21 protein-coding genes are annotated in these 21,941 nt (G+C 70.9%); 5 read left to right on the top strand and 16 right to left on the bottom strand.

Annotation, left to right across the window (positions count from 1 at the left end):
* Window positions 1-74: 74 nt before the first annotated feature.
* Complete coding sequence (locus tag ACW9TB_RS10635; protein ID WP_472747797.1) at window positions 75-746, bottom strand: DJ-1/PfpI family protein; 672 nt, start codon at window positions 744-746, stop codon at window positions 75-77.
* 174 nt (window positions 747-920) lie between these two features.
* On the opposite strand from ACW9TB_RS10635, the gene ACW9TB_RS10630 reads away from it, so the two are divergent.
* Window positions 921-1,877 (top strand): GlxA family transcriptional regulator, encoded by a 957-nt coding sequence (locus tag ACW9TB_RS10630; RefSeq protein ID WP_472747796.1) that lies wholly within the window; start codon window positions 921-923, stop codon window positions 1,875-1,877.
* A 36-nt stretch (window positions 1,878-1,913) separates the two neighbouring features.
* Here ACW9TB_RS10630 and ACW9TB_RS10625 read toward each other — a convergent pair whose 3' ends face one another.
* Window positions 1,914-2,777: a hypothetical protein gene (locus ACW9TB_RS10625; protein WP_472747795.1), complete on the bottom strand. Its 864-nt coding sequence runs from the start codon at window positions 2,775-2,777 to the stop codon at window positions 1,914-1,916.
* Window positions 2,774-3,487 carry an ABC transporter ATP-binding protein gene (locus ACW9TB_RS10620; protein ID WP_472747794.1) on the bottom strand — a complete coding sequence of 238 codons (714 nt, stop codon included), beginning with the start codon at window positions 3,485-3,487 and terminating at the stop codon, window positions 2,774-2,776. The genes ACW9TB_RS10625 and ACW9TB_RS10620 overlap by 4 nt, the downstream gene beginning before the upstream one ends.
* A 160-nt stretch (window positions 3,488-3,647) precedes the next feature.
* Between ACW9TB_RS10620 and ACW9TB_RS10615 the strand changes: the two genes are divergently transcribed.
* Window positions 3,648-4,817: a sensor histidine kinase gene (locus ACW9TB_RS10615; RefSeq protein ID WP_472747793.1), complete on the top strand. Its 1,170-nt coding sequence runs from the start codon at window positions 3,648-3,650 to the stop codon at window positions 4,815-4,817.
* A gap of 4 nt (window positions 4,818-4,821) precedes the next feature.
* Window positions 4,822-5,469: a response regulator gene (locus tag ACW9TB_RS10610; RefSeq protein ID WP_472747792.1), complete on the top strand. Its 648-nt coding sequence runs from the start codon at window positions 4,822-4,824 to the stop codon at window positions 5,467-5,469.
* A gap of 107 nt (window positions 5,470-5,576) precedes the next feature.
* Here the strand turns inward: ACW9TB_RS10610 and ACW9TB_RS10605 are convergent, their stop codons facing one another.
* The 11 genes from ACW9TB_RS10605 to ACW9TB_RS10555 all read right to left on the bottom strand — a co-directional run bounded on the left by ACW9TB_RS10605 (window position 5,577) and on the right by ACW9TB_RS10555 (window position 18,022).
* Window positions 5,577-6,770 (bottom strand): hypothetical protein, encoded by a 1,194-nt coding sequence (locus ACW9TB_RS10605; RefSeq protein WP_472747791.1) that lies wholly within the window; start codon window positions 6,768-6,770, stop codon window positions 5,577-5,579.
* On the bottom strand, window positions 6,767-7,240 hold the full coding sequence (locus ACW9TB_RS10600) for a SigE family RNA polymerase sigma factor (protein WP_472747790.1): 474 nt from the start codon (window positions 7,238-7,240) through the stop codon (window positions 6,767-6,769). Before ACW9TB_RS10600 ends, ACW9TB_RS10605 begins: the two co-directional genes overlap by 4 nt.
* Window positions 7,241-7,623: 383 nt before the next feature.
* On the bottom strand, window positions 7,624-8,061 hold the full coding sequence (locus tag ACW9TB_RS10595; RefSeq protein ID WP_472747789.1) for a hypothetical protein: 438 nt from the start codon (window positions 8,059-8,061) through the stop codon (window positions 7,624-7,626).
* Between the two features lie 330 nt (window positions 8,062-8,391).
* On the bottom strand, window positions 8,392-10,278 hold the full coding sequence (locus tag ACW9TB_RS10590; RefSeq protein WP_472747788.1) for a ricin-type beta-trefoil lectin domain protein: 1,887 nt from the start codon (window positions 10,276-10,278) through the stop codon (window positions 8,392-8,394).
* Between the two features lie 244 nt (window positions 10,279-10,522).
* Entirely contained in the window at window positions 10,523-11,548 is a 1,026-nt protein-coding gene (locus ACW9TB_RS10585; RefSeq protein ID WP_472747787.1) for a LacI family DNA-binding transcriptional regulator, read from the bottom strand.
* 271 nt (window positions 11,549-11,819) lie between these two features.
* Complete coding sequence (locus ACW9TB_RS10580) at window positions 11,820-12,620, bottom strand: HpcH/HpaI aldolase/citrate lyase family protein (protein ID WP_472747786.1); 801 nt, start codon at window positions 12,618-12,620, stop codon at window positions 11,820-11,822.
* 43 nt (window positions 12,621-12,663) lie between these two features.
* A complete protein-coding gene (locus tag ACW9TB_RS10575) occupies window positions 12,664-14,367 on the bottom strand; it encodes a CocE/NonD family hydrolase (RefSeq protein ID WP_472747785.1) in 1,704 nt (567 codons plus the stop codon).
* A gap of 31 nt (window positions 14,368-14,398) precedes the next feature.
* On the bottom strand, window positions 14,399-15,211 hold the full coding sequence (locus tag ACW9TB_RS10570) for an ABC transporter permease (protein ID WP_472747784.1): 813 nt from the start codon (window positions 15,209-15,211) through the stop codon (window positions 14,399-14,401).
* A gap of 135 nt (window positions 15,212-15,346) precedes the next feature.
* Window positions 15,347-16,129: an ABC transporter permease gene (locus tag ACW9TB_RS10565; protein ID WP_472747783.1), complete on the bottom strand. Its 783-nt coding sequence runs from the start codon at window positions 16,127-16,129 to the stop codon at window positions 15,347-15,349.
* On the bottom strand, window positions 16,113-17,120 hold the full coding sequence (locus ACW9TB_RS10560; protein ID WP_472747782.1) for an ABC transporter substrate-binding protein: 1,008 nt from the start codon (window positions 17,118-17,120) through the stop codon (window positions 16,113-16,115). Before ACW9TB_RS10560 ends, ACW9TB_RS10565 begins: the two co-directional genes overlap by 17 nt.
* A gap of 68 nt (window positions 17,121-17,188) precedes the next feature.
* The gene (locus tag ACW9TB_RS10555; protein ID WP_472747781.1) at window positions 17,189-18,022 is read right to left on the bottom strand and encodes an ABC transporter ATP-binding protein; all 834 of its coding nucleotides are present in this window, start codon (window positions 18,020-18,022) and stop codon (window positions 17,189-17,191) included.
* A 61-nt stretch (window positions 18,023-18,083) separates the two neighbouring features.
* Here ACW9TB_RS10555 and ACW9TB_RS10550 point away from each other — a divergent pair, with 61 nt between their 5' ends.
* Together ACW9TB_RS10550 and ACW9TB_RS10545 are read left to right on the top strand one after the other, a co-directional pair.
* Window positions 18,084-18,878, top strand: a complete 795-nt coding sequence (locus ACW9TB_RS10550; protein ID WP_472747780.1) for an alpha/beta fold hydrolase — start codon at window positions 18,084-18,086, stop codon at window positions 18,876-18,878.
* Window positions 18,878-19,594, top strand: a complete 717-nt coding sequence (locus tag ACW9TB_RS10545; RefSeq protein WP_472747779.1) for a GntR family transcriptional regulator — start codon at window positions 18,878-18,880, stop codon at window positions 19,592-19,594. Before ACW9TB_RS10550 ends, ACW9TB_RS10545 begins: the two co-directional genes overlap by 1 nt.
* Here the strand turns inward: ACW9TB_RS10545 and ACW9TB_RS10540 are convergent.
* Window positions 19,555-20,772 carry a CaiB/BaiF CoA transferase family protein gene (locus ACW9TB_RS10540; RefSeq protein ID WP_472747778.1) on the bottom strand — a complete coding sequence of 406 codons (1,218 nt, stop codon included), beginning with the start codon at window positions 20,770-20,772 and terminating at the stop codon, window positions 19,555-19,557. The two genes, ACW9TB_RS10545 and ACW9TB_RS10540, sit on opposite strands and share 40 nt — an antisense overlap.
* A complete protein-coding gene (locus ACW9TB_RS10535; protein WP_472747777.1) occupies window positions 20,769-21,767 on the bottom strand; it encodes an MBL fold metallo-hydrolase in 999 nt (332 codons plus the stop codon). The genes ACW9TB_RS10540 and ACW9TB_RS10535 overlap by 4 nt, the downstream gene beginning before the upstream one ends.
* Window positions 21,768-21,941 lie beyond the last annotated feature (174 nt).

The following is a 21,941-nucleotide window of genomic DNA, read 5'->3' as shown; positions in this document are numbered from 1 at the left end:
CCTGGGCCGGCGGGCATCCGTCGGTCTTTCCGGGCCGCTGAGACAGGCGCCCGTACCGGAGGTGCCGGTGGGTGTCAGGTGGCCGGGACCAGGCCGCGTTCGTGCCAGACCACGCCGCGCCGTTCGTGGGCGATCAGCTTCTCCACGCCGCGTGCGACCCTCGGGCCGAGTTCGCGTTCCACCAGGTACAGGCCCAGGTCCAGACCCGAGGTGACTCCGGCACCGCTCACCAGGTCGCCGTCGTCGACGATCCGGGCGTCGACCGGGAGGGTGCCGGTGGCCTCCAGCAGGTCCAGGCCCATGTGGTGCGTGGTGGCCGGACGGCCCTTGATCAGGCCGGCCATCGCCAGGATCAGCGAGCCGCCGCAGACCGTGGCCACCGTCACCCCGTCCCGGCGCAGGGCCTCGCCGAGCAGCCGGGGGAGATCGGTGCCGAGGGTACGGCCCAGGACGGCCGGGATGGTCCTGTCGCGTTCCTCGTCGGTGAGGTCGCCGTCGTCGTCGCCGGGCAGCCTCCCGTACGCGCCGGGCACGACGACCAGGTCCGCGCGGACCGGATCCAGCACGGTGACGGCCCGCAGGGACACGCCTCCGATCCCGCCGACGACCTCGCGGGCTCCCTCGGCCGACACCAGTTCCGTGCTCACCGCCCCGTGGGTGAGCATGCCGGCCGTGTCCAGCACTTCGTAGGGGGCGATGACGTCCAGGGGGTCGAACCCGTCGAACAGGACGAACTGCGCGAGCATCGGAGACTCTCCTTCTGTGGCTGCCTGTGCTCGCCCCACGCTAGGCAGGGAGGAGCCGCCGCCACAGTGGCTGGATCGTCAAAGACCAACGAATTCCCGCCAGCCCGGTGAGGTGGGAAAACAGAGCTGAGATCACATACACCGAGTGGCGGGATCGTGTCTATCGTGGCGTTCATGCACACGGTGGCGATCCTGGCGCTGGATCATGTGGTGGCGTTCGACCTGTCGGTGCCGATCGAGGTTTTCGGCCGGGCCCGGCTGCCCGACGGGCGCGGGCCGTACCGGATCCGGGTGTGCGGTCCCGAGCCGGAGGCGCGCAGCGAGGCGTTCGTCGTCAGGGTGCCGTGGGGTCTGGAGGCGCTGGCCGAGGCCGACACGATCGTCGTGCCCGGCTGCTCGGAAGAGGCGGGACCGCCCCCGCCACGGGTGTTGGAGGCGCTTCGCCTGGCGGCCGGGCAGGGCACCCGGATCGCGTCGATCTGCGCCGGGGCGTTCACCCTGGCCGCCACCGGCCTGCTCGACGGGCTGACCGCGACCACGCACTGGGCCGCCGCCACCGAGCTGGCCGGGCGCTTCCCCCGGGTGAACGTCCGGCCGGATGTCCTGTACGTCGACAACGGGCAGTTCCTCACCTCGGCGGGCGCCGCGGCGGGCCTGGACCTGTGCCTGCACATGATCCGCGGCGACCACGGCTCCGCCGTGGCGGCCGACGCGGCCCGCCTGTCCGTCATGCCGCTGGAGCGCGAGGGCGGGCAGGCCCAGTTCATCGTGCACGAGAGGCCACCGGTGCCGAGGGGGTCGGTCATGGAACCGGTGCTGGCCTGGATCGAGGACAACCTCGGCCACGACCTCACCCTGGAGGGGATGGCCGTCCGGTCGGGGATGAGCGAGCGGACCTTCAGCCGCCGTTTCCGCGAGCAGACCGGTACGACCCCTCTGCAGTGGCTGCTGCGTGCCCGGGTGCGCCGCGCGCAGTACCTGCTGGAGAACACCGACCACGGCGTCGAGCGGATCGCCGCGCAGGCCGGGTTCGGCTCGCCGACCGCTTTCAGGGAACGCTTCAAACGCGTCGCCGGAACCACTCCGCAGGCCTACCGCGCCTCCTTCGGCGCCCGCCGCCCCACATCGTGACCCGGTAGGGGTCCGTACGCGGGCCCGCGACTCGTTTCAGTTCACCTCCTTGCGGATCACGCGTGCCACGCCCGCCGCCATGGGAACGACGATCCAGAGGGTCGCCGACACGGCCAGCCGGGCGGCGTCGCCACCGGTCATCTCACCGGCCGCCAGGGGAATGGTGGCCGAGTTCACATCGAGCCAGTCGGCCAGAAAGGCGCCCGTGGTGCCGAGCCCGCTGACGACACTCCACAGGAGCGGGGTCGACAGGCAGATCACGATCGCGGCCGGCGCGTTCAGGAGCAGCATGCCCATGGCGAGCGCCGCCGCGACGATGAGGACGTTCGTCCCGGTCCAGCCCAGCAGGGCGAGGGGCGCGATCTCCCAGGTGGCCGGGACGTCCTGGACGTGGGCGACGACGGCCGTCACCGGCACCGCGACCAGCATTGCGAACAGGGGGGCGGCCACGGCCATGATCAGCGGCGGCAGGCACTTGGCCGCCAGCACCCGCCCGCGCCGGGGTTCGAGCGCGAACGTGGTCAGGGCGGTGCGGTGGCTCCATTCGCCGGTCACCGTGAGGATGCCGAGCACGGGGAACAGGGTCCCGAACCCGATACCGGCCGTACCGATCAGGGTCTGCAGCTGCGGGCCGGAGAAGATACCCCGGCCGATGATGGACGCGAGGATCAGGACGACCAGGCCCGCGGTCACGATCTTGCCGCTGCGGGTGTCGAAGAGCTTGCGGGCCTCGACCGACAGCAGCCGGAGGAACGGGATCGGTGCCCGGGGCCGGTGGATGTCCGGCCCGGCGATCCTGACGTTGTCGGTCGCGGAGGCAGCGGAGGCAGCGGAGGCAGCGGAGACGGTGGGGACGGCGGGGGCGTTCGTGGTGCCCCTGGTCGCGGGGATGTCGGTCATGCCACGCTCCGATCGGCGTTCGCGGTCAGTTCGAGGAAGGTCTGTTCGAGGCCCCGGCCCCGGTTGAGCTCGTCGACGGTGCCCTGGACGAGGACACGGCCGTGGCCGATCATCACGATGTGGTCGGCGACCCGTTCCACCTCGTGCAGCAGGTGCGAGCTGAGCAGCACCGAACACCCCGCGTCGGAGAGGTCGCGGAGCAGTTCGCGCATCCACCGGATGCCCTGGGGGTCCAGCCCGTTGGCGGGCTCGTCCAGGACGAGCGCCCTGGGCCGGCCGAGGAGCGCGTGGCCGATGCCGAGACGCTGCCTCATCCCGAGCGAGTAGCCGCCCAGGGTCCGCCCGGCCTCGCGGCCGGTCAGCCCGACGAGATCGAGGACCTCGCCGACCCGCGACCTCGGCAGGCCGAGCGTCATCGCGCCCAGGGTCAGGATCTCCCGCCCGGTACGGCCGGGATGCTGGGCACCGGCGTCGAGCAGCGTGCCGACCTGGGAAGCCGGGCAGTCCAGCTCGGCGTACGGCCGTCCCAGTACGGTGGCCGAGCCCGAGGTGGCGCGGGAGAGCCCGACCAGGACGCGCATGGCCGTCGATTTTCCCGCGCCGTTGGGCCCGAGGAACCCGGTGACGCTTCCCGCCCCGACGGCGAAGGACACGTCGTCGAGGGCCTTCACCCCTTTGTAGACCTTGTGGACATGGCTGAATTCGATCATTTGCCCAGTCCATCGGATACGAGCCCGCGGGGCATCGGCCCCGGGTCGAGGGTCGCCGGACGCGGGTATAGGCCCGCCACCGGGGTTCTAGACCTTCGGCCACCCGGATGTCGACCCTGGTCGCTAAGGCGTCGGGCCACCACTCTCTAGGCTGGAGCGCGTGGACCACCGTACGGAGAACCAGCCGCCCCTCGACCGGATGGGCGTCGCGCTGCGTTACCTGTGCGCCGTGCCGCCGATGCTGTTCTTCGGCGTCATCCTGGTCGTGGTCGTCGCCAGGAACCCCGACCGGCTCGCATTGGCACTGGTCGACGTGGGGCTCGGCGTGACCGGGCTGGTCCTGATGCACTGGCGGCGTCGCCTGCCGTGGCAGATCGCGCTGGTGACGACCCTGTTCACCCTCATCTCCACCACGGCGACAGGTCCCGCCCAGGTCGCGTACGTGTCGCTGGTGACGCGTCGCCGGTGGCGCGAGATCGTCCCGGTCGGGGGCGTGTCCTGGCTGTGCCTGGTGGTGGCCGCCAGCTGGCACGGCGTCAACCTGGCGACCTACGTCTCCGTGGCGATCGGAACCGTCATCCTCGGCGGGCTGACCGTCTTCGGCCTGTACCTGCGCGGGCGCCGTGACCTGGTCGTCTCACAGCGGGAGGCGGCACTGGCCGTGGAGCGCGAGCAGCTGCAGCGGATCGAGCGGGCCAAGCTGGCGGAACGGGCCAAGATCGCCCATGAGATGCACGACGTCCTGGCGCACCGGATCTCCCTGCTGTCGATGCTCGCCGGAGGTCTGGCGTACCGCACCGACCTCACCGCCGAGGAGACCCGCGGGGTCGCGCTGGCGATCCAGGAGAACGCGCACCAGTCGCTGAACGAACTGCGCACCGTGCTCGGTACGCTCCGGCACGACGGTGTTCTCGAAGCCCCTCCCGAGGCCCCGGAGGCTCCGCAGCCGACCCTGGCCCACGTGGGCGCCCTGTTCGACGAGGTACGCGCCGCGGGCCAGCGGGTCGAGGTGGACGACACCGTCGACGACCGGGAGCTCCTGCCGACGCAGACCGGCCGGCACGCGTACCGGATCGTGCAGGAGGCCCTGACCAACGCGCGCAAGCACGCGCCGGGCACCCGGGTGACGGCCGAGCTCGGCGGGCGGCCGGGTGACGGCCTGCGAATCCGGGTGAGCAACCCGGCGCCGCCCGGGGCGCCCGCGGGTCCCGGCGGGAGGCTGGGGCTGGTCGGCCTGGCCGAACGGACCCGGATGGCCGGTGGCACCATCAGCCATACCGTCCGGGACGGACGCTTCGTCCTCGACGCCCGGCTGCCGTGGGAGGCCTGACACCGTGATCCGGCTGGTGATCGTGGACGACGACCCGATGGTACGGACCGGGCTGCGGCTCATCCTGGGCGGCGAGCCCGACCTGGACCTCGTCGGTGAGGCGGGGGACGGCAGGCAGGCCATGGACGTGATCCGTGACCTCAGGCCCGATGTCGTGCTGATGGACATCCGGATGCCCGGCCAGGACGGCCTGACCACCACCGAACTGCTGATGGCCCGGCCGGGCCCGCCCCGGATCCTGGTGCTCACCACCTTCGACGCCGACGACACGGTGCTCCGGGCCCTGCGGCTCGGTGCCGTCGGCTTCCTGCTGAAGGACACGCCGCCACCGAAGATGATCGAGGCGATCCGCGCCGTGGCGAGGGGCGAACCGGTGCTGTCGCCGAGTGTCACCCACCAGGTGATCACCGCGGCCACCGGCGGGCACGAGCCGCGGAGCCCGGAGGCGCGACGGGACCTGGACAGGCTCACCGACCGCGAGCGCGAGGTCGCGATCGAGGTGGCCAGGGGCAGCTCGAACGCCGAGATCGCCGAACGTCTCCACCTGAGCGTCGCGACCGTGAAGGCGAACATCACCCGGATCTTCGCCAAGCTGGGGACCGACAACCGTGTCCACGTCGCGATGAGGGTGCGTGACGCGGGTCTTCTCTGAACACGCGCCGATCGTCTTCACGGGTTCTCACGGTCGTACGGTTCCGCTGTCACGAGGGCTCGAAAACCGGCCGGTCGCGGGGGGACCGGCCGGTCCTCGACCGGTCGTTATCGTGGCGAGGGGGGCGGGCTGGAACGTTTGTGGCTGGGCAGTGTCTGGCGCCAGAGTTCGCCGCCGCCGGCGTCGTAGCCGATGTAGACGGCGCCGTTGAGGTTGGGGTCGGCGCCCTTCGGGAGCTTGCCGCCGAAGAACCGGACACCCTGGTCCCAGAGGTCGGGAACGGTACTCGCGGACACCCGGCGGCCGTCGTTGAGCCGTAGCTCGACCTTGCGGGTCCCCTTGACCGCGTAGCCGTACCAGAGACCGCCCACCGACTGGCCGGGACCGCCCCAGATGGCCGAGGGCCACTTCTGGTGGGCCAGCCGGTCGCCCAGCGACTTGTCCCTGGTCGCCTCGTTGCCGAAGCTCGTTCCGGCCTGGTCGCCTCGGTACCAGAAGACCAGGCAGTTCTCCGCGTGCAGGTGGGCGCTTATCCCGCCGGGAAGCCGGATTCCCTCCCCGACCGGAGCCCGGTCGCCGTCGCATTCCAGCGGGATCCTCCGGGGGAGCCGTTGCAGGACCCGTCCCGTCTCGTCGGTGAAGACGAAGGCGGTGACGGGCGCGTCCCCGGGGAACAGGACCGACCACACGGGCCAGGGCCTGCTGTCCTCGCGATGGAGGGTGCCGGGGAACTCGCGCCCGTCCTCGGTGGTCGCGGTCACCGAGGCGACCTCCGGCCTGGCCAGGCCGTAGGAGATCCTTTCCGGCGGGGCGGGCATGGCGCTGTCGGTGCCGCTCAGGTACAGGGCGAAGTGCTTGTCCTGCCACGGTTCCACGGGCGTGCAGAACGCCCCGTTGCTGCCTGTCGGCGTCTTCTGTGCCGCGTTGCATACCTGCAGGCGGTCCGGGGTGGATCCGCTGAACCAGATCCTGATCATGGAGTCGGTGAACTCGGGGTGCGGGATGGAGAGGATCTTCCCCACCGGGGGGTACTTCCTCATCAGACTGGCCCCCACCTCCTTGCCGGGGTTCGTCGTCGCCGACGCGCTGATGTCGGTGTCCCCGCCACCGGGCAGCCCGGCGACCAGGGCGACGGCGCAGGCGGCCGCCAGGACGGGCAGCGAGGTCAGGACGGTCCACCGGCGCAGCCGGGTCCCGCGGGCGCGGGCCTGAACCTTCGACCACGCCTGCGGGCTCGCGTCGAAGGTCTTCGCGCGCTCGCCGAGCGCCTCGCGGAGTCGGCCTTCCAGATCGTGGTTCACGATTCCTCCTTCAGGGACCTGCCCAGGGCGGCGAGGCCGCGGCTGGCGTGGGTCTTCACGGATCCGGGGCTGACGCCCATGGTGTCGGCGATCTCCTGTTCTGACAGGTCAAGCCAGTAGCGCAGGACGAGGGCCTCGCGCTGGCGGCGGGGAAGGCGGCCGAGGGCCGCGAGCAACTCGCCGTGCCTCTCGGCCGTGATGACGGCGTGCTCACCACCGAGGGTGACACCGGACGGGTCGAGAGGCCGCTGCCGTACGAGTCTGAGATGTCGTAGCCGGTTGCGGGTCAGGTTGCAGACGGTCGAGCGCACGTAGCCGACGGCCGCGCCGTGCTCACGCAACCGGCCTCGGCGGGCGTGCAGCCGGGCGAACGCTTCCTGGGCGATGTCCTCCGGGTCGTCGGCGCCGAGCAGTCCGGCCAGGCGCACCATCGGCTGATAGTGCGCGGCGAACAGTTCGGTGAGCGACACGGTTTCCGAAGCCCCAGGGGAGAGGTCAATCACACTAAAGAGACACCTGGGTGGCACTTCCGTTGACAACCCGCGCGTTCTGGCCGGGGCGGGCGTTGGCAACTCGCGCGTTCTGGCCGGGGTGGGCGTTGACGACCCGCGCGTTCTGGCCGGGGTGGGAAACGGCGGATGCCAGGCCACGAGAAGCTCGTCGGCCTGGCATCCGGTGGTCGCCGGGTTCTCATCCCCGGATCGAAGAGGGGCCTGACGGCGAACCGGGGGCGTTCGCCCGGTTCGGGCTGCCCGCCGCCGGGTTCCGTACCGGCCCCCGCCGGAGTCCCCGATCACCGGGAGGCATGTCGTCCCGGTGATCGGGGACTCCGGCCTGTCTCACAGGGTCAGGTTCAGGAGTGGGCGATGAGGCACTGCTTGAGCTTGTCCCTGGTGTTCTGCCGCTTCGGCGCGACCTTCAGGAGCGCCGCGTCGCGTACCTGCACGTACTTGGCCCCGGCGGCGTTGTAGGCGTCCACCATCTTCTTCGCGGCGGGGTCCAGCGTCGCCGCCTTGACCCCGAGCTGCTGCAGGGCCATCTTCTGGGAAAGCTGGTCGACGTCCGCGGCCGCGCTCGCCTTCATCAGGGCGGCGTGGGCCGCCTTGACCTCGGGGAGGGCGTCGACGTTGGCGAGGGCGTCCTCGGCGTCCAGCAGCGCGAGATACTCGTGCGCGCAGGGGGCCGGGGCGGAGGTGGCCGCGACGGCGGAGGTGGTGGTGGCGCCGACGGTGGCCAGGGTGGTGAGAAGGCCGAGGGCGGCCAGCGCCGTCGCGGTGGTTCGGGTGTGCATGATGGGGTGCTCCCGTTGGTGCTGAGGGTTGATTGGCATGTGACCTCATGCACCGTAATCACTGTGGGTAATCGCTCCGGTGCTTCAAGTTAACGTCAAGGCTCGCGGGCCACCGGCCGCACCGGGGGAACGGCCGGTGCCCGGGGAGAGGGACGGCGTCGACGAGCCACGACGGGAACGCCGTCACGGTGACATCCGGAGTACGGAGGGCCCCGGAAGGTCCTGGAAAGCCAGGAAAAGCCACGGACGCGAACCCTCGTCCGGAGGGTCCGCGTCCGTGTCTCGCCGTGGTTAAGGCGTCGCGATCAGGTCATGCTTAGGACGCTGCGGTTAGGACACCGTCCACTTCTGGTTCGCGCTACCGGTGCATCCCCACAGCTGGAGGCGGGTGCCGTCGGCGCTGGTGTTACCCGTGACGTCCACGCACTTGTTCGCGGCCGGGTTCACCAGGTCCCTGGTCGCGGGGTTGTAGCTCCACTGCTGGTTGGGGCCGCCGAAGCACGTCCACAGCTGGAGCTGGCTGCCGTTGGCCGTGCCGTTGTTGACGACGTCCAGGCACTTGCCGAGTACGCGGAGCGTGCCGTCGCCGGGGCGGGTCCACTGCTGCGCGGTGCTGCCGTTGCAGGAGTAGAGCTGGACGGCGGTGCCGTCGGCGCTGCTCGCGCCCGCGACGTCCATGCACTTGCCGCCCAGGCCGGTGATGGCGCCGCCACCGGGGTTGCCCGGGTTGCCGCTCGGCGTCCCCGACCAGGTGAAGGTGGCGGTCGTACGGGCGGGCAAAGAGTACACGAAGGACTGGCCGCCCCAGTTGACCCGGACGGACTGGGCCGAGGTGCCTCGGTTGTGCGCGATCAGGGCCTTGGACCCGTCGGTGTTGCGCCAGGCGACGTTCTGGATCGTGCCGTTGGCGGTGGAGTCGATCCGGTACGCGCCGGGCCTGACGAACTTCGTGAGGTGGCCGGTCGTGTAGTACTCGATGGTGTTGTCGACCTGACCGGCGCGGGGGCCGCCCTCCTGGACGGTGATCAGTCCGGTGCAGACGTCGCAGCCGCCGTTGTGCGGGCCCATGCTCTGGTTCAGCGCGAGACTCCACTTGACGAGGCTGCCGCTCCAGTTGCGGGCGTAGTTGACGATGTCGGAGAGGTCCTCGTTGTGCTGGTTGCCGATCCAGGTGCCGCCCGAGTGCTCGGTGCTGAACTGGCGTACGGCCGGATACTGGTTGTGGATCTGGGTGCCGACCGCCGGGTCACCGGCGTAGCCGTGCCAGGCGATGCCGCCGAACAGGGGGTCGTTGCGCACGGCCGCGTCGTTCAGCACACCGGCGCCCATCGCGGCGTAGTCGCCGTAGTTCCAGTCGTGGACGAGCACCTTGGTCGTGATACCGGCGGCGCGGAGGGCCGGGTAGAGGTGGTTCTTGGTGAACTCGGCCAGCCCGGAGGAGTTCCAGTTCATGCTCGGATAGTTCGCCGCGGTCGGGTTGCCCGCCTGGCAGCAGTTGGGCTCGTTCTGCACCGAGATGTAGTTAACCGGGATACCGGCGTTCTGGTAGCTCTGGATGTACTTGACCATGTACTGGGCGTACGTGGGGTAGTGCTCGAACTTGAGCCAGCCCATCTGGTCCATCCGGCCGTTGTCCTTCATCCAGCCGGGGGCGCTCCACGGCACGCCCTTGACGCGCAGTGCCGGGTTGAGCGACTTGGCCTGCGCGGTGAGCAGGCGCACGTTGGTGTCGTACCCGTTGGCGCCGAAGTCGTTGAGGTCGCAGCAGGTGTCGTCGAGGGAGACGTGGCCGGGCCTGGAGAGGTCGGAGGCGCCGATCGGGTTGCGGACGAACGACAGGCCGATGCCGTCGGTGGGGTGGAAGAGCCTGCGCATCACCGCGTCGCGGGTGGCCGCGCTGATGGGGCCGCCGCGCAGCAGGTAGGCGGTGGTGTCGGTGATCGAGGCCCCGCCGCCTTCGAACTGCTGGTAGGTGGTGCCCTCGTTGACGGTGATGGTGTGGTTGGCGCTGCCTCCGGCGGGCCCGAAGGCGATGGGGGACTGCTGCTGAAGGCCCCGCGTGACGGTCCGGCCGCCCGCGTCGGAGGTGGTGGTGAGCCAGATGTTCACCGGTTCGTTGGCGGCCAGGGCGGGTGCGGCGGCGACGGGGCCCGTCGCCCACAGGGCGGCGGCGCAGGCCAGGGCGAGGGTGAGGGCCCGGCGAGATGGTCGGAGCACGGCAGGGGGTCCTTTCGGGGGGTGCGATTGGGCCCGCGACGCCCCAGGCCGTTCGAATCGGGGACACGCGCGTCGTCCCGGGAACCGTCGCTGTAACCGATGTAACAGGTAAGAAACTTTCCTGTTGCAGGACAGGACAACACATGTGGAAATCGGTTGTCAAGGCTTGGAAACTCCTGGATCGATGCACCTCACGCGACGATCAGGAAGCCAGCCAACGGTGAAACAAATGAAACAAAACCGCTCAGCGGGAGACGGGCCCGGTGGAGCCGCGGACGATCACATCGGTCCCCAGCGAGACGTGCAGAGCCTCCAGGGTGTGCCGGTTGAGGAGCCGCATCAGCAGCGTGACCGCCATCCGGCCCATCTCCTGCAGTGGCTGGCGCACCGTGGTCAGCGTCGGCAGGGTCGCCCGGCCGAGGTCGAGATCGTCGAAACCCGCGACCGACAGGTCACCGGGGACGTTCATGCCGCGCTCGGCCGCCGCCCACAGCGCGCCGACCGCCATCTTGTCGTTGAACGCGACCAGCGCCGTCGGGCGTTCCGGCAGGTCCAGCAGCTCGCAGGCCGCGCGGTAGCCGTTCTCCGAGTTGGGCTCCCGCACGCTGCGCAGCAGCTCGGCCGACGGCAGGACACCCGCGTCGGCCAGCGACGCGGTGTATCCCGCCAGCCTGGCCTCGCTGGGCAGCCACTTCACCGGGCCGCCGATGATGCCGACCCGGCGGTGACCGAGCTCGACCACGTGCGCCATCAGCTTGCGCGCGCCCGCGAAGTGCGCGGCCGACACCGCCACGATGTCCTTGGGAGGGGGCGTCCTGGGGTCGATCACCACGAAGGGGAACTGCCGGTCACGGAGCCGTACGAGCTCGTCGCCCGGCTCCGGGGGGAGGATCAGGATCGCCCCCGCGATGTCGGGGCGGTCGGGCAGGCCGGGGAGCACCGGGGTGTGCTGGGCCGACTCCCCGACACTCAGGACCATCTGCCCGCCGTGCAGCTCGATGGTCTCGCCGACGGAGGAGACGATGAGCCCGAAATAGTCGGTCAGCAGGTAGGGGCAGCGGACGTAGATCGTGCCTCCGCCCATCGCCTCCTGCCCGGCGCGCGGCCGGGGCGCCTGGTCCCCGAGGCGGCCGATGGCCCGTAACACCAGCTCACGGGTGTGCGGGGCGACGTTGGCCTGCCCGTTCAGGACCCGCGAGACGGTGGCGATCGACAGCCCCGTCTCCGCCGCGACGTCGCGCACGGTCGCGCGCGCCCCGGGCCGAGCCATGTGCGCCCCCTGATAGCCGTGTCCCTGCCGTCAGCATAACCAGCGCCGACAGAAGGGCGCGGCGAGGAGCCCACGCCCGAGAGCCCCTCACCCGCCGGGCGGCCGGGGCCTTTTCAAGGGTCTCACCGGTCGGGCCGGGCTCCTCTCGACGGTCTCACCGGTCGGGGCCTTCTCGACGGCTTCACCCGTCGAGCGGCCAGGGCTTTCTCGACGGCCTCACCCGTAGGGCGGTGTCCCCTCGACGGCCTCGTCCGTCGAACAGGCCCAGGCCCTACCCGTCCAGCAGCCTGCGGGCCCGTTCGACGACGGGCTTGTCGATCATCTGCCCGTCCAGCGTGCCCACCCCGCCACCGGCGGCGGCCACCACCGCCTCGGCCCACCGCAGGACCTCGGCCGACGGCGCGAACGCCGCGCGGACCGGCTCGACCTGCCGGGGGTGGACGCACAGCTTGCCGGTGAACCCCAGACGGGCCGCGTGTTCCGCGTCGGCCACCGCGGTGGCGTACTCCCCGACGCTCGTGGTGACACCGTCCAGCGGCGCGGCCACGCCCGCCGACGCGGCGGCGAGGACGAGCGTCGAACGAGCGTGCAGCAGCGCGGTGCGGTCCCCGGGGTCGACGCCCAGCTGGGCGGCGAGGTCCACGCTGCCGAAGGCGGGCCGTACCACCCCCGGGGCCGCGCACAGCCCTCTCGCCCCGAGGACGCCGTTGGCCGTCTCCACCAGCGGGATGACGCCGTTGCCGTGGGGCAGCCGGTCGGTCAGGGCGGCGATGTCCCCGGGACTCTCGGCCTTGGGGAGCATGACGCCGCAGCGGTACCGGCCGACCAGCTCGACGTCGGCGTCATGCCACGGGGTCCCGCGCCCGTTGATCCGTACGACCGCCTCCCCACCGGCCTCCAGCCACCGGCGGACGTTGCCGCGCGCCGGGTCCTTGTCCTCGGGGGCGACGGCGTCCTCAAGGTCGATGACGATCGCGTCACCGGCGGCCCGCGCCGCCTTCTCGAACCGTTCGGGGCGATGGCCGGGTACGAAGAGCAGCGCCCGCGCGCGGGCCAGCGCGTCCCGGTTCACCGGTGCCCTCCCGCGCCGGGCACCGCGAACGCCCCGACCGGCATTACGGGATCACCGGCAGCAGGAGCCGCGAGGCGCGGTCACCGCCGGTGTGCAGGGTGATCCGGCCGCCGAACACCTCGGCCGGGCGGTCCCGGGGGTCGTCGTGGACGAACGGCCCGCACCCGGTCATCTGGTTCTTCAGGTTGGACAGGCGGGTCGCGGGCCCGTCGTGGACGTAGTCACGGCCCCGTACGGCGAGCGCTATCCGGTAGCCCTCGGGCACCACGAGACAGGTCGGCAGGATCTCGATGTCGAGCTCGTACACCGAGCCGGGCACCAGGGGGGAGGGGTCGTCGTGCGTGTGGTACGGCTGGTACGGCCGGGAGAGCTCGTCGTCGAGCTTGCGGTGCGAGGCGCGCAGCCATCCCTGTGCCACCGGGGTGTTCGGGTCGAGGGCGCCCTGGAAGGTCACCTCGGTGCCGTCCGGCGAGAACACCCGTACGACGAGGAACAGGTCGGCGTCGGCGGTCGAGGACTCGACGAACAGCTTGGCCGACAGGGGGCCGGTGATCTCCGTGTCGGCGGGCAGCGGCGGGGTCTCGAACACGACCCCGTCCCCCATGCCGTCGTAGCCGACGTCGCCCGGCGTCGCGGGGGGCTCGGGGGTGAGCGACCCGTGCGCGGCGTCGAGATAGAGGGAGGTCCAGCGGGTACGGGGAATCGGCCACGCCTCCTCGTGGCGCGGCGTGAACGTGCTGTCCACGTGGCGGACCTGGAGCTGCACCGGCGGCTGCTCCTTCCACCCCGTGTCCTCATTTTTCAGGAAATGACCGAAGAAACGCTTCTGCAGGTCGACGCCGTAGTCGGCGTAGAACAGCGACCAGTGCGTGTCGCCGTGCATCTCCAGCCACTTCTCCCGCGACGCCGCGCGGAGGTAGCCGTGGGTGTTTCCCCGCAGGTGCAGCCCCTGGCCTCCCCAGTTCCCCGCCGACAGGACCGGGACGGTCACCCTGTCCCAGTCCGGTGAGCGGTCCCGGTGGTAGCCGTCGTCCAGGGGGTGCTCGCGGATCGACGCGCCGAGGTCGACGCGGTTCGACGCCCGCTCCTCCTCGCTCAGGTTCTCGTCCCCGCAGACGTTCACCCCGGTGTTCGGGTCGCGCGGACCGGCGTCCCCGAGGCCGTGCTGGACGGACCTCACCTGCATGTCGTACCAGTGGTCCCAGAACGTGGTCCGGATGCCCCCGTGGTACGTGGAGTCGCGATACCAGTCGGCCGCCCCCTCCCACACGCAGACGGCGGCCAGGTGGGCCGGTTGGCGCGCGGCGACGAGCCACTGGTTGATGGCGAAGTAGGAGATGCCGCAGAGGCCGACCCGGCCGTTGCTCCACTCCTGCTCGCCCGCCCACTCGACGCAGAGCACGTGGTCCTGGACCTCGCGCGGGGAGAAGACGTCGATCACACCGGGGGAGCGGCCCGCGCCACGGGAGTCGACGCGGACGCAGACGTACCCGTCGGGCACCCACTTCTCCGGGTCGACGACCTCCCAGTTCTGGTACCGGTTGGTCGATCCGGCGACCGCGTCAGGGTGGTCCTCCGCCATCTTCTTCCAGGCGCTCGGGTAGCCCTCCTGGAACGACAGGCCCTTGGCGTACGGGCCGTAGGTGAGGATGACGGGATAGCGGCCCTCCGCCTCCGGCCGGAAGACGTCCGCGCGGAGCACGGTCCCGTCGTCGACCTCGATCGGGACGTCCCATTCGACCAACATGCCAAAGACTCCTGTCTGTCCGTGTAAGGGGTTATTCGCGGCCCGCGTGCTGCCACGGAGCCACCCGCCGTACGAGGCGCTCCGTCCCGGCGCGGGCGAGGACGCCGAGGAGGGCGAGAACGGCCACGCCGACGAACGCCTGGTCCTGGGCGAAGGACCGGGCGTTGGTGAGGATGAACGTGCCCAGGCCCTCCAGGTTCGCGAGGAACTCGACGGCCGCCGCCCCGACCAGCGCGCGGCCGACGGCCACGTGGACGCCCGCCACCGCGAACGGCAGCGCCGACGGCAGGACGAAGTCCGTGATGAACCGGCGCCTCGGCACGTTGAGCACCCGCGCGACGTCCGCCAGGTTGCCGGGCAGGGCCCGCGCCCCGTCGGCGGTGCTCACGGCACAGGGCAGGAACGCGGACAGCGCGACGACGATGAGGCGGGTCACGTCGTTGTAGCCGAACCAGATGGTCGCCATCGGGACGATGGCCAGCATCGGCATCGCGTACAGGCCGCTGATGTACGGCGTGCTCAGGTGGCGCAGCCAGGGCACCCGCCCGATGAGCAGACCGGCCACGGTCCCCGGGACACAGCCGAGGAGCAGGCCGAGGACCACGGCCGAGACGGTCTCTCCCACCGCGCCGAGGAAGCTCGCCGAGGTCAGGGTCGGGATCGCCTGCCCGACGACACCGAGGGGGGTGGGCAGGTAGTCGGGAAGCCAGGCCGTACCGGCGATCTGCCACACGAGCAGGACCACCGCCGCGGCCACGAGCTTGCCGGTGACGTCCCGCGAGGGACCACCGGAGGGGACGGCCTTCGCGGGGGCGTCCACACCGCTGTCCAAGGTGGCCTTCACTCCGCGCTCCCCTCGCGCCGGGGAGCGGACGCCTGTGTCAGGATCTTCACTCCGTGCTCCCTTCGCGCCAGGGAGCGGACGCCCGTGTCAGGATCTTCACTTCGTGCCGGGGGATGGACGCCCGTTCCAGGATCTTCACTCCGTGCTCCCCTCGCGCCACGGCGCGAACGCCCGTTCCAGGACCTGCCCGAGTGCCATGAGCATCGCCGCCAGCACCGACACCAGCACGGTCAGTCCCAGCACGGTGGCGGAGTCGAAGCGCGAGCTGGCCCCGAGCAGGAGCCCGCCGATCCCGGTCGCCTCAAGGAAGAACTCGGCGATGAACGTGCCGACGAAGGCCATCGCGATCCCCTGCCTGATGCCGCTCATGGCGTACGGCATCGAGTGCGGCAGCAGGACGTCGCGCCAGAGGGCCCATTCGCCGCTGCGGTGCACGCGGGCGACCTCCAGCAGCGTGACCGGGGTGTGCCGGGCGCCCTCGGCCGTGTTGATCAGGATGGGGAAGACCGCGCTCAGGAACACGACCAGCACCTTCGCCCCGAAGCCGAAGCCGAACGCGGCCAGGATGAGCGGCGCGAGCGCCACGATCGGCACCGACTGCACCGCGAAGACCAGCCACTGCGTGCTGGTGCGGAGCCGCCTGGACCGGGAGAGGACGAGCCCGTAGCCCACCCCGCCCACGACGGCCGCGACGAGCCCGGCCAGGAACAGCACCCCCGTGTCGGCGAGCGCCTCGGGAAGCGTGCCGTCGCGGGTCATGGACAGGAGCGACTCCAGGGAGCGGACCGGTGTCGCCAGCAGCACCGGATCGCGCTGGCCGAGCACCTGCCAGACCAGCAGCCCGGCGAGCAGCCCGACCAGCGAGATCGCCACCCCCCTCAGCCGGGCTCCCGGATCAGGGTCACTTGGCGAGCGCATCGCGGAACACCGTGGCGTCGACGAACTGGTCGTACGTGGGAGTCTTGTCAGCTGGAACGTTCCCGGCCTTCACCTGGTCCTCGATCGCCTTGTCGACGCGCTCGCGGGTGAGGCCGACGTCGTCGGGCCAGAAGCCGAGCTTCACGTAGTCGCCCAGGGCCGTCTTGGCGATCTCCGGGCTTCGCTTCGTCATCCGCGCGGCGATCGCCGTCACGTCGTCGGCGTTGGCCGGGTCGTTGATGTACGTGATCGCCTTGTGCAGGGCGGCCACGGTCTCGACCCACGCGGGCCGCTTGCCGCCGTCCTTCAGCTCGTCCTCGCGGGTGACGAGCATGGTGTAGTGCGACTTCGGGTCGACCTTGGCCAGCGCGACCACCTCGTGGGTGTCCTTCGACTGCTGCACGGCGGCCAGCTCGTCCGGGTGCAGGACGGCGGTGTCGACCTGTCCGGCGATCATCGCGTCGACGCTCTGCGGCCCGCCCACGTTGACCAGCTTGACGTCCTTGACGGTGAGCCCGCAGGAGGCCAGCATCGTGCCCACGCTCAGCGCCTTGGGAGCGCCGACGCCGTCCACCGCGATCGTCCTCCCCTTCAGGGCGGCGCAGTCCTTCACCGCCGCGTCGGAGGAGGCGATCAGGTACGACGGGTTCTCGTTGCCGAGGACGGCCACGACCGAGCCGCCGGAGGCCCGCAGCGCGACGGCCCCGGAGGTGCCCACGATCCCGCCGTCGAGTTCGCGGCTCTGGATGGCCCGTCCCACGTCCGCCCCGGTGGGCAGCGGGCGCAGGGTCACCTTCACCCCGTTCGCCGTGAAGTAGCCCTTCTCCTCGGCCACGTAGGCCATCAGGTTGACGAAGACCGGGGGGATACCGGGGATGCCCATCGTGATGGTGGGCGTGCCGCCTGCGGCCGGTGAGTCGCCACCGCAGGCGGTGCCGAGGGCCGACAGCGACACGAGGGCCAGGACGGCTCCTCCGATGCGTTTGATCATTTGCACTTGCTGTCCTCTTGGGATCGCGACCACCCCTGCCGGAGGGTCTGCCACTTACTGGATGGGTTTCACCTGGTCCGGTCGGTGTCCTGGGACATCACCAGGGACCAGACACGTTCACGCAGGGCGACGAACTCCTCCGACATCGCGACCGCTCTGTCACGCGGCCGGGGCAGGGCGACGTCGATCACCTCGTGCACCCGGCCCGGACGGCCCTTCAGCACGACGACCCGGTCGCCGAAGAGCACGGCCTCGTCGATGGAGTGCGTGACGAACAGCATCGTGATCGGGTGCTCCTCCCACATCCTGAGCAGCTCGAACCGCAGGACCTCGGCGGTCTGGGCGTCCAGGGCGCCGAACGGCTCGTCCATGAGCAGCACGCGGGGTCGCACCGCGAGGGCGCGGGCCAGACCGGCCCGCTGCTGCATGCCGCCGGAGAGCTGGTGCGGGTAGGACTTCTCGAATCCGGAGAGGCCCACCATCTCGATCAGCTCGCGCGTGCGGGAGAGGATCTCCTCCTTGGGCAGGCCGCGCAGGCGCAACGGGTAGGCGACGTTGGCCTCGGCCGTCTTCCACGGGAACAGGCCGAAGTGCTGGAAGACCATGGCGACGCCGTCGGGGGTCGTGCTCACGGTCTCCCCGCCGACGCGCACGCGCCCTTCGGCCGGGGAGATGAGACCGGCCACCGCGCGCAGCAGCGTCGTCTTGCCGCATCCCGAGGGCCCGACGATCGAGACGATCTCACCGGGTCTGACGTCGACGTGGATGTCCTCGGCCGCGTTGCGGTCCCCGAAGCGCATGGTGACGCCGTCGATGTCCACCGACGCGCTTCCCGAGGTGGGAGCGGCGGTCAAGGTGCGAGAAGGGCGGGAGGAGTCCCTGAGCCTGTCGAGCAGTGACATGGGCCATACTGTTGCATGATGATGCCTTCTGTACAAGAGTAATGTGTCATGGAGATTAATAATGCATGATCCGTCCAACCGTGTTCTGCTCCTGCACACCCTCGGAGGCAACGCCCGCACGTGGGCGCCGGTCGTGGACGCGGGGGCCGATCCCGCGCGCTTCCTCGCGGTCGACCTGCCCGGCCACGGCGCGCGCGGCCATGACCCCTTCGACCTGGCCGCCGCCGTGACCTCGGTGCACGCGGCGCTGGACGAGTGCGGCCCGGCACCGGCGCATCTCGTCGGTTCCGGCCTGGGCGCCCTCGTCGCGCTCCGGGTCCTCGCCGACGCGCCGCACCGCCTGGTCTCCCTGCTGCTCGCCGGTTTCCCGCCCGGCGGGGATCCCGGCCGTCTGCGCGCCACGGCCGACGCGCTGCGCGCGAAGGGAATGGCCGGGTTCGCGGCCGACTACCTGGCCGCCACGCTGGTGACCGGCGGCGACCCCGACAGTGACACCGGCCTGGCGGAGTTGACCGCGTCGATGACGGGCATGCGGCCCGAGGCGTTCCTCGGCGCCCTGGAGGCGGCGCTGGGGTGGGAGACGCCGGTGGCGCCTGGCCCGGTGCCGTGCCGGGTGCTGCGCGGGGAGCACGACGTCCGGGTGACCGAGGAGGCGGCGCGAGCACTCGCGACTCGTCTCGGTGCCGACTACATTGGTCTTCCCGGAGCCGGTCACATCGCGTACGTGGACGATCCCCGAGGTTTCCGTGAGCTGATGGACGCCTTTCACCGGGTCGTCGAGGCACGCACGGCCGTGCCGGGCATCCACACTCCAGGCTCTCCTGCTGAGCCCGTCCTCTCGCAGGAAGGAACTTGATGGCCAAGCCCCCTTCGTCGTCCCCCTCGTCAAGTGGATCCACCGACAGCCCGCGCACCAAGCGCGACCGCATCGTCGCGGAACTGCGCCGCATGATCGCGGAAGGCGAGCTGGCGCGTGGCAGCAGGATCAGGCAGGACGTGATCGCCGCTCGCTTCAAGACCAGCATCACTCCCGTACGCGAGGCGCTGCGGCTGCTGGAGGCGGAGGGAATGCTGGTCAGCGAGCCGCACAGGGGAGTCCGCGTCGCGGACGCCGACTACGAGCGGGTCAAGACGGTCTACCTGCTGAGAAGGCTGGTCGAGCCGTACGCCATGCGCCGGGCCGCCCGCCGGCTCTCCCCCAAGGACCTCGACCTCGCGCAGCGGCTCGTGGACGACATGGAACGCGTCGCGGCCGAGGGCGACCGGGCGACGCTGAACGAGAAGAACCGGCGGTTCCACTTCCTGTTCTACGACAGGACGGGCAACGAGGGGCTGACCGAGGAGGTGGCGCTCCTGTGGCAGCAGTTCCCGTGGGACGTGCTCCAGGTGATCGCCCACCGCGCCGACGAGGTGTCGCAGGAGCACCGGGCGATCCTCAAGGCCGCCCAGGACGGCGACCCCGACGCGCTCGCCCGCGCGACGGAGGAGCACCTGGCGAGCAGCTTCCTCGCGCTGGCCCGCCATCTCACCGGCTACGAGGTCACCGATCCCTTCGAGATCGACAACGACTGACGGCAGACGTCGGCGGCGAGCAGGCCGTCGATCTCGGCGTCGGGTACGCCGAGCTCGCGGAGCACCTCCACCGTGTGCTCGCCGAGAGCGGGCACGGCCCGCTCCTCCTCCTCGACGTGCGCGGGATGGAACGGCGAGGTCACCACCGTCGCCGTCTCGCCGTCGGGCAGGGTGGCCGACGACCACCGGCCCGTGGCGTGCGCCTGCGGATGCGCGAGAACCTCGGGGAGGCCGTTCAGCCTGGCGTGCGGCACGTCCGCCAGGTCGAGCCGGGAGACCAGCGTCTCCGTCGACAGCGCGCGCAGCGCCGCCTGGATCAGGGGTTCCAGCCGCGCCCGGTTGCGCAGCCGTTCGCCGTTCGAGGCGAAGTCCGGATCGGTCGCGAGGAGCGGATCCTCGATCACCCCCGCGCACAGGCGGCGCCACTGCCCCTCGTTCTGGACGGCGATGAGCACCTGGTCCCCGTCACCGGACAGGTAGGGACCGTACGGGGCGATGCTCGCGTGGCTGAGGCCCGCCGGCTGCGGCGCCGTGCCCGCGTGCGACTGGGCGAGGAGCAGGGGGCTCATCCATTCGAGGAGCACGTCGAACATGGCGACGTCGATGCGCCGCCCGACGCCGGAGCGTTCCCGCGCGTAGAGCGCCGCGTTGATGGCGGCGAGCGCGTAGGTGCCACCGGCCAGGTCGGCCAGGGACACCCCGGGCTTGGCGGGCTGCGCCGGTGTGCCGGTCGCCGTGACCGTGCCCGCCTCCCCCTGGATGAGCATGTCGTACGCCTTCCGGTGGGCGTAGGGCCCCTGCGTGCCGTAGCCGGACAGGAAGCACCGGATGAGCCGGGGGTTGAGCCCGACGAGGTCGTCGTCGGTGAAGATCCGCTCGAAGGCGCCGGGCGCCAGGTTGCACACCAGCACGTCCGCGGACCGCAGCAGCTCTCCCAGCAGCCGCTTCCCCTCGGCCGTCTTGAGGTCCAGGGCGACGCTTCGCTTACCTCGGTTCAGCCAGACGAAGTGGCTGGAGTGCCCCTGGACGAAGTCGTCGTAGTCGCGGGCGAAGTCGCCGCTGAGCCGTTCCACCTTGATGACGTCGGCGCCCAGGTCGGCGAGGTGACGGGAGCACAGCGGGACGGCGACGGCCTGTTCCACCGCGACCACGCGCACGCCTCGAAGGTCGTCCTTCACCGGGCACCTCCGCCGAAGCGGAACACCGTGCCGACGGAGGGCTGCACGTAACGGTCGTGCAGCGACGCCGACATGTGCGCGTGCGAACGCAGCCCGCTGCAGTGCATGGGCACGACCGTGGCGACGTCGAGGTCCCGGAAGGCGTTCGCCGTACGCTCGACGTTCTCCGCGGGAGTCGTCGGGAAGCCGAGGTGGAACCCGCCGATGACCGCCCTGATCGGCCTGTCGCCGCAGATCCGCCGGGCCTGCTCGATGGTGTTGACCACACCGGCGTGCGCGCATCCCGTCAGCACGACCAGGCCCTCCCCCTTGACGTCGATGACGAGTCCCATCTCGTCGATCACCTCGTCCCGGCGCAGGTCACCCTCCCGCGACACCTGGTACAGGCCGGGCGCTCCGCGCTCGAACGGCTGGGAGACCGACTCGAACGGCACGTTGCGCGGGATCTCACCGGTCGTCCACACCCCCCAGCCCAGGTCCAGCGGGTCCCTCGTCAGGACGGGCGCCCCGCCGGACGCCTCCACCCGCCCGAAGGTGAACGCGGAGTTGTAGACCGGGGACGTCCGCCCGTCGCCCATCACCGCGTAGCGCGGCAGCTCGGCGTCGTGGTGCGTGGCGACCGGGATCCGGCGACCGGCCAGCTCCAGGAACCGGTGGACGCCCCCGAAGTGGTCGGGATGGCCGTGGCTGATGACCACGTGGTCCACGCCGGACGGGTCGACGCCGAGCACCCTCATGTTGTGTTCGAGCACCGTGCCGGTCAGGCCCACGTCGAACAGCACGCGCAGGACGTGCCTGCCGCGGGTGGCTTCGACGAGAAGACTGATCCCGTTCTCGGCCTGCGGCGGGATGAGCTTCCCGTCGAAGTGCTCGATCAGCCCGTAACGGCTGACGCAGTGGTCTTCGGACCCCAGTGGACTCGCCTGATCCGGCAGCAGCATGTCCACCCAGTTCTCCACGAGGACCGTGATCGTGACGGACTCGGCCTGGAACACGAGGCAGCTCCTTCCTTTGTACAACCAGGGGGGTACATTACATTAGACAAGCAGATAATGCATCATATACAAGATCGTGTTTTATTTGTCAGGTCGATGTGAACGGAGCGGGTCGCTGAAGGGGGTGAGCCGTGCCGTCCGGGGGCGTACGTCGCGGGCGCGAGGTTCTGGCCT

It is taken from the genome of Streptosporangium sp. H13245, assembly GCF_055690525.1.
Note: the sequence above shows the minus strand (reverse complement) of the source record. Positions and strands in the feature narration are given on the sequence as shown.

Coding starts and splice junctions, on each gene's coding strand:
- ACW9TB_RS10635 (WP_472747797.1), bottom strand. CDS start 746: ATGCTCGCGCAGTTCGTCCTGTTCGACGGGTTCGACCCCCTGGACGTC.
- ACW9TB_RS10630 (WP_472747796.1), top strand. CDS start 921: ATGCACACGGTGGCGATCCTGGCGCTGGATCATGTGGTGGCGTTCGAC.
- ACW9TB_RS10625 (WP_472747795.1), bottom strand. CDS start 2,777: ATGACCGACATCCCCGCGACCAGGGGCACCACGAACGCCCCCGCCGTC.
- ACW9TB_RS10620 (WP_472747794.1), bottom strand. CDS start 3,487: ATGATCGAATTCAGCCATGTCCACAAGGTCTACAAAGGGGTGAAGGCC.
- ACW9TB_RS10595 (WP_472747789.1), bottom strand. CDS start 8,061: ATGCACACCCGAACCACCGCGACGGCGCTGGCCGCCCTCGGCCTTCTC.
- ACW9TB_RS10585 (WP_472747787.1), bottom strand. CDS start 11,548: ATGGCTCGGCCCGGGGCGCGCGCGACCGTGCGCGACGTCGCGGCGGAG.
- ACW9TB_RS10575 (WP_472747785.1), bottom strand. CDS start 14,367: ATGTTGGTCGAATGGGACGTCCCGATCGAGGTCGACGACGGGACCGTG.
- ACW9TB_RS10565 (WP_472747783.1), bottom strand. CDS start 16,129: ATGCGCTCGCCAAGTGACCCTGATCCGGGAGCCCGGCTGAGGGGGGTG.
- ACW9TB_RS10560 (WP_472747782.1), bottom strand. CDS start 17,120: ATGATCAAACGCATCGGAGGAGCCGTCCTGGCCCTCGTGTCGCTGTCG.
- ACW9TB_RS10555 (WP_472747781.1), bottom strand. CDS start 18,022: ATGTCACTGCTCGACAGGCTCAGGGACTCCTCCCGCCCTTCTCGCACC.
- ACW9TB_RS10550 (WP_472747780.1), top strand. CDS start 18,084: ATGCATGATCCGTCCAACCGTGTTCTGCTCCTGCACACCCTCGGAGGC.
- ACW9TB_RS10545 (WP_472747779.1), top strand. CDS start 18,878: ATGGCCAAGCCCCCTTCGTCGTCCCCCTCGTCAAGTGGATCCACCGAC.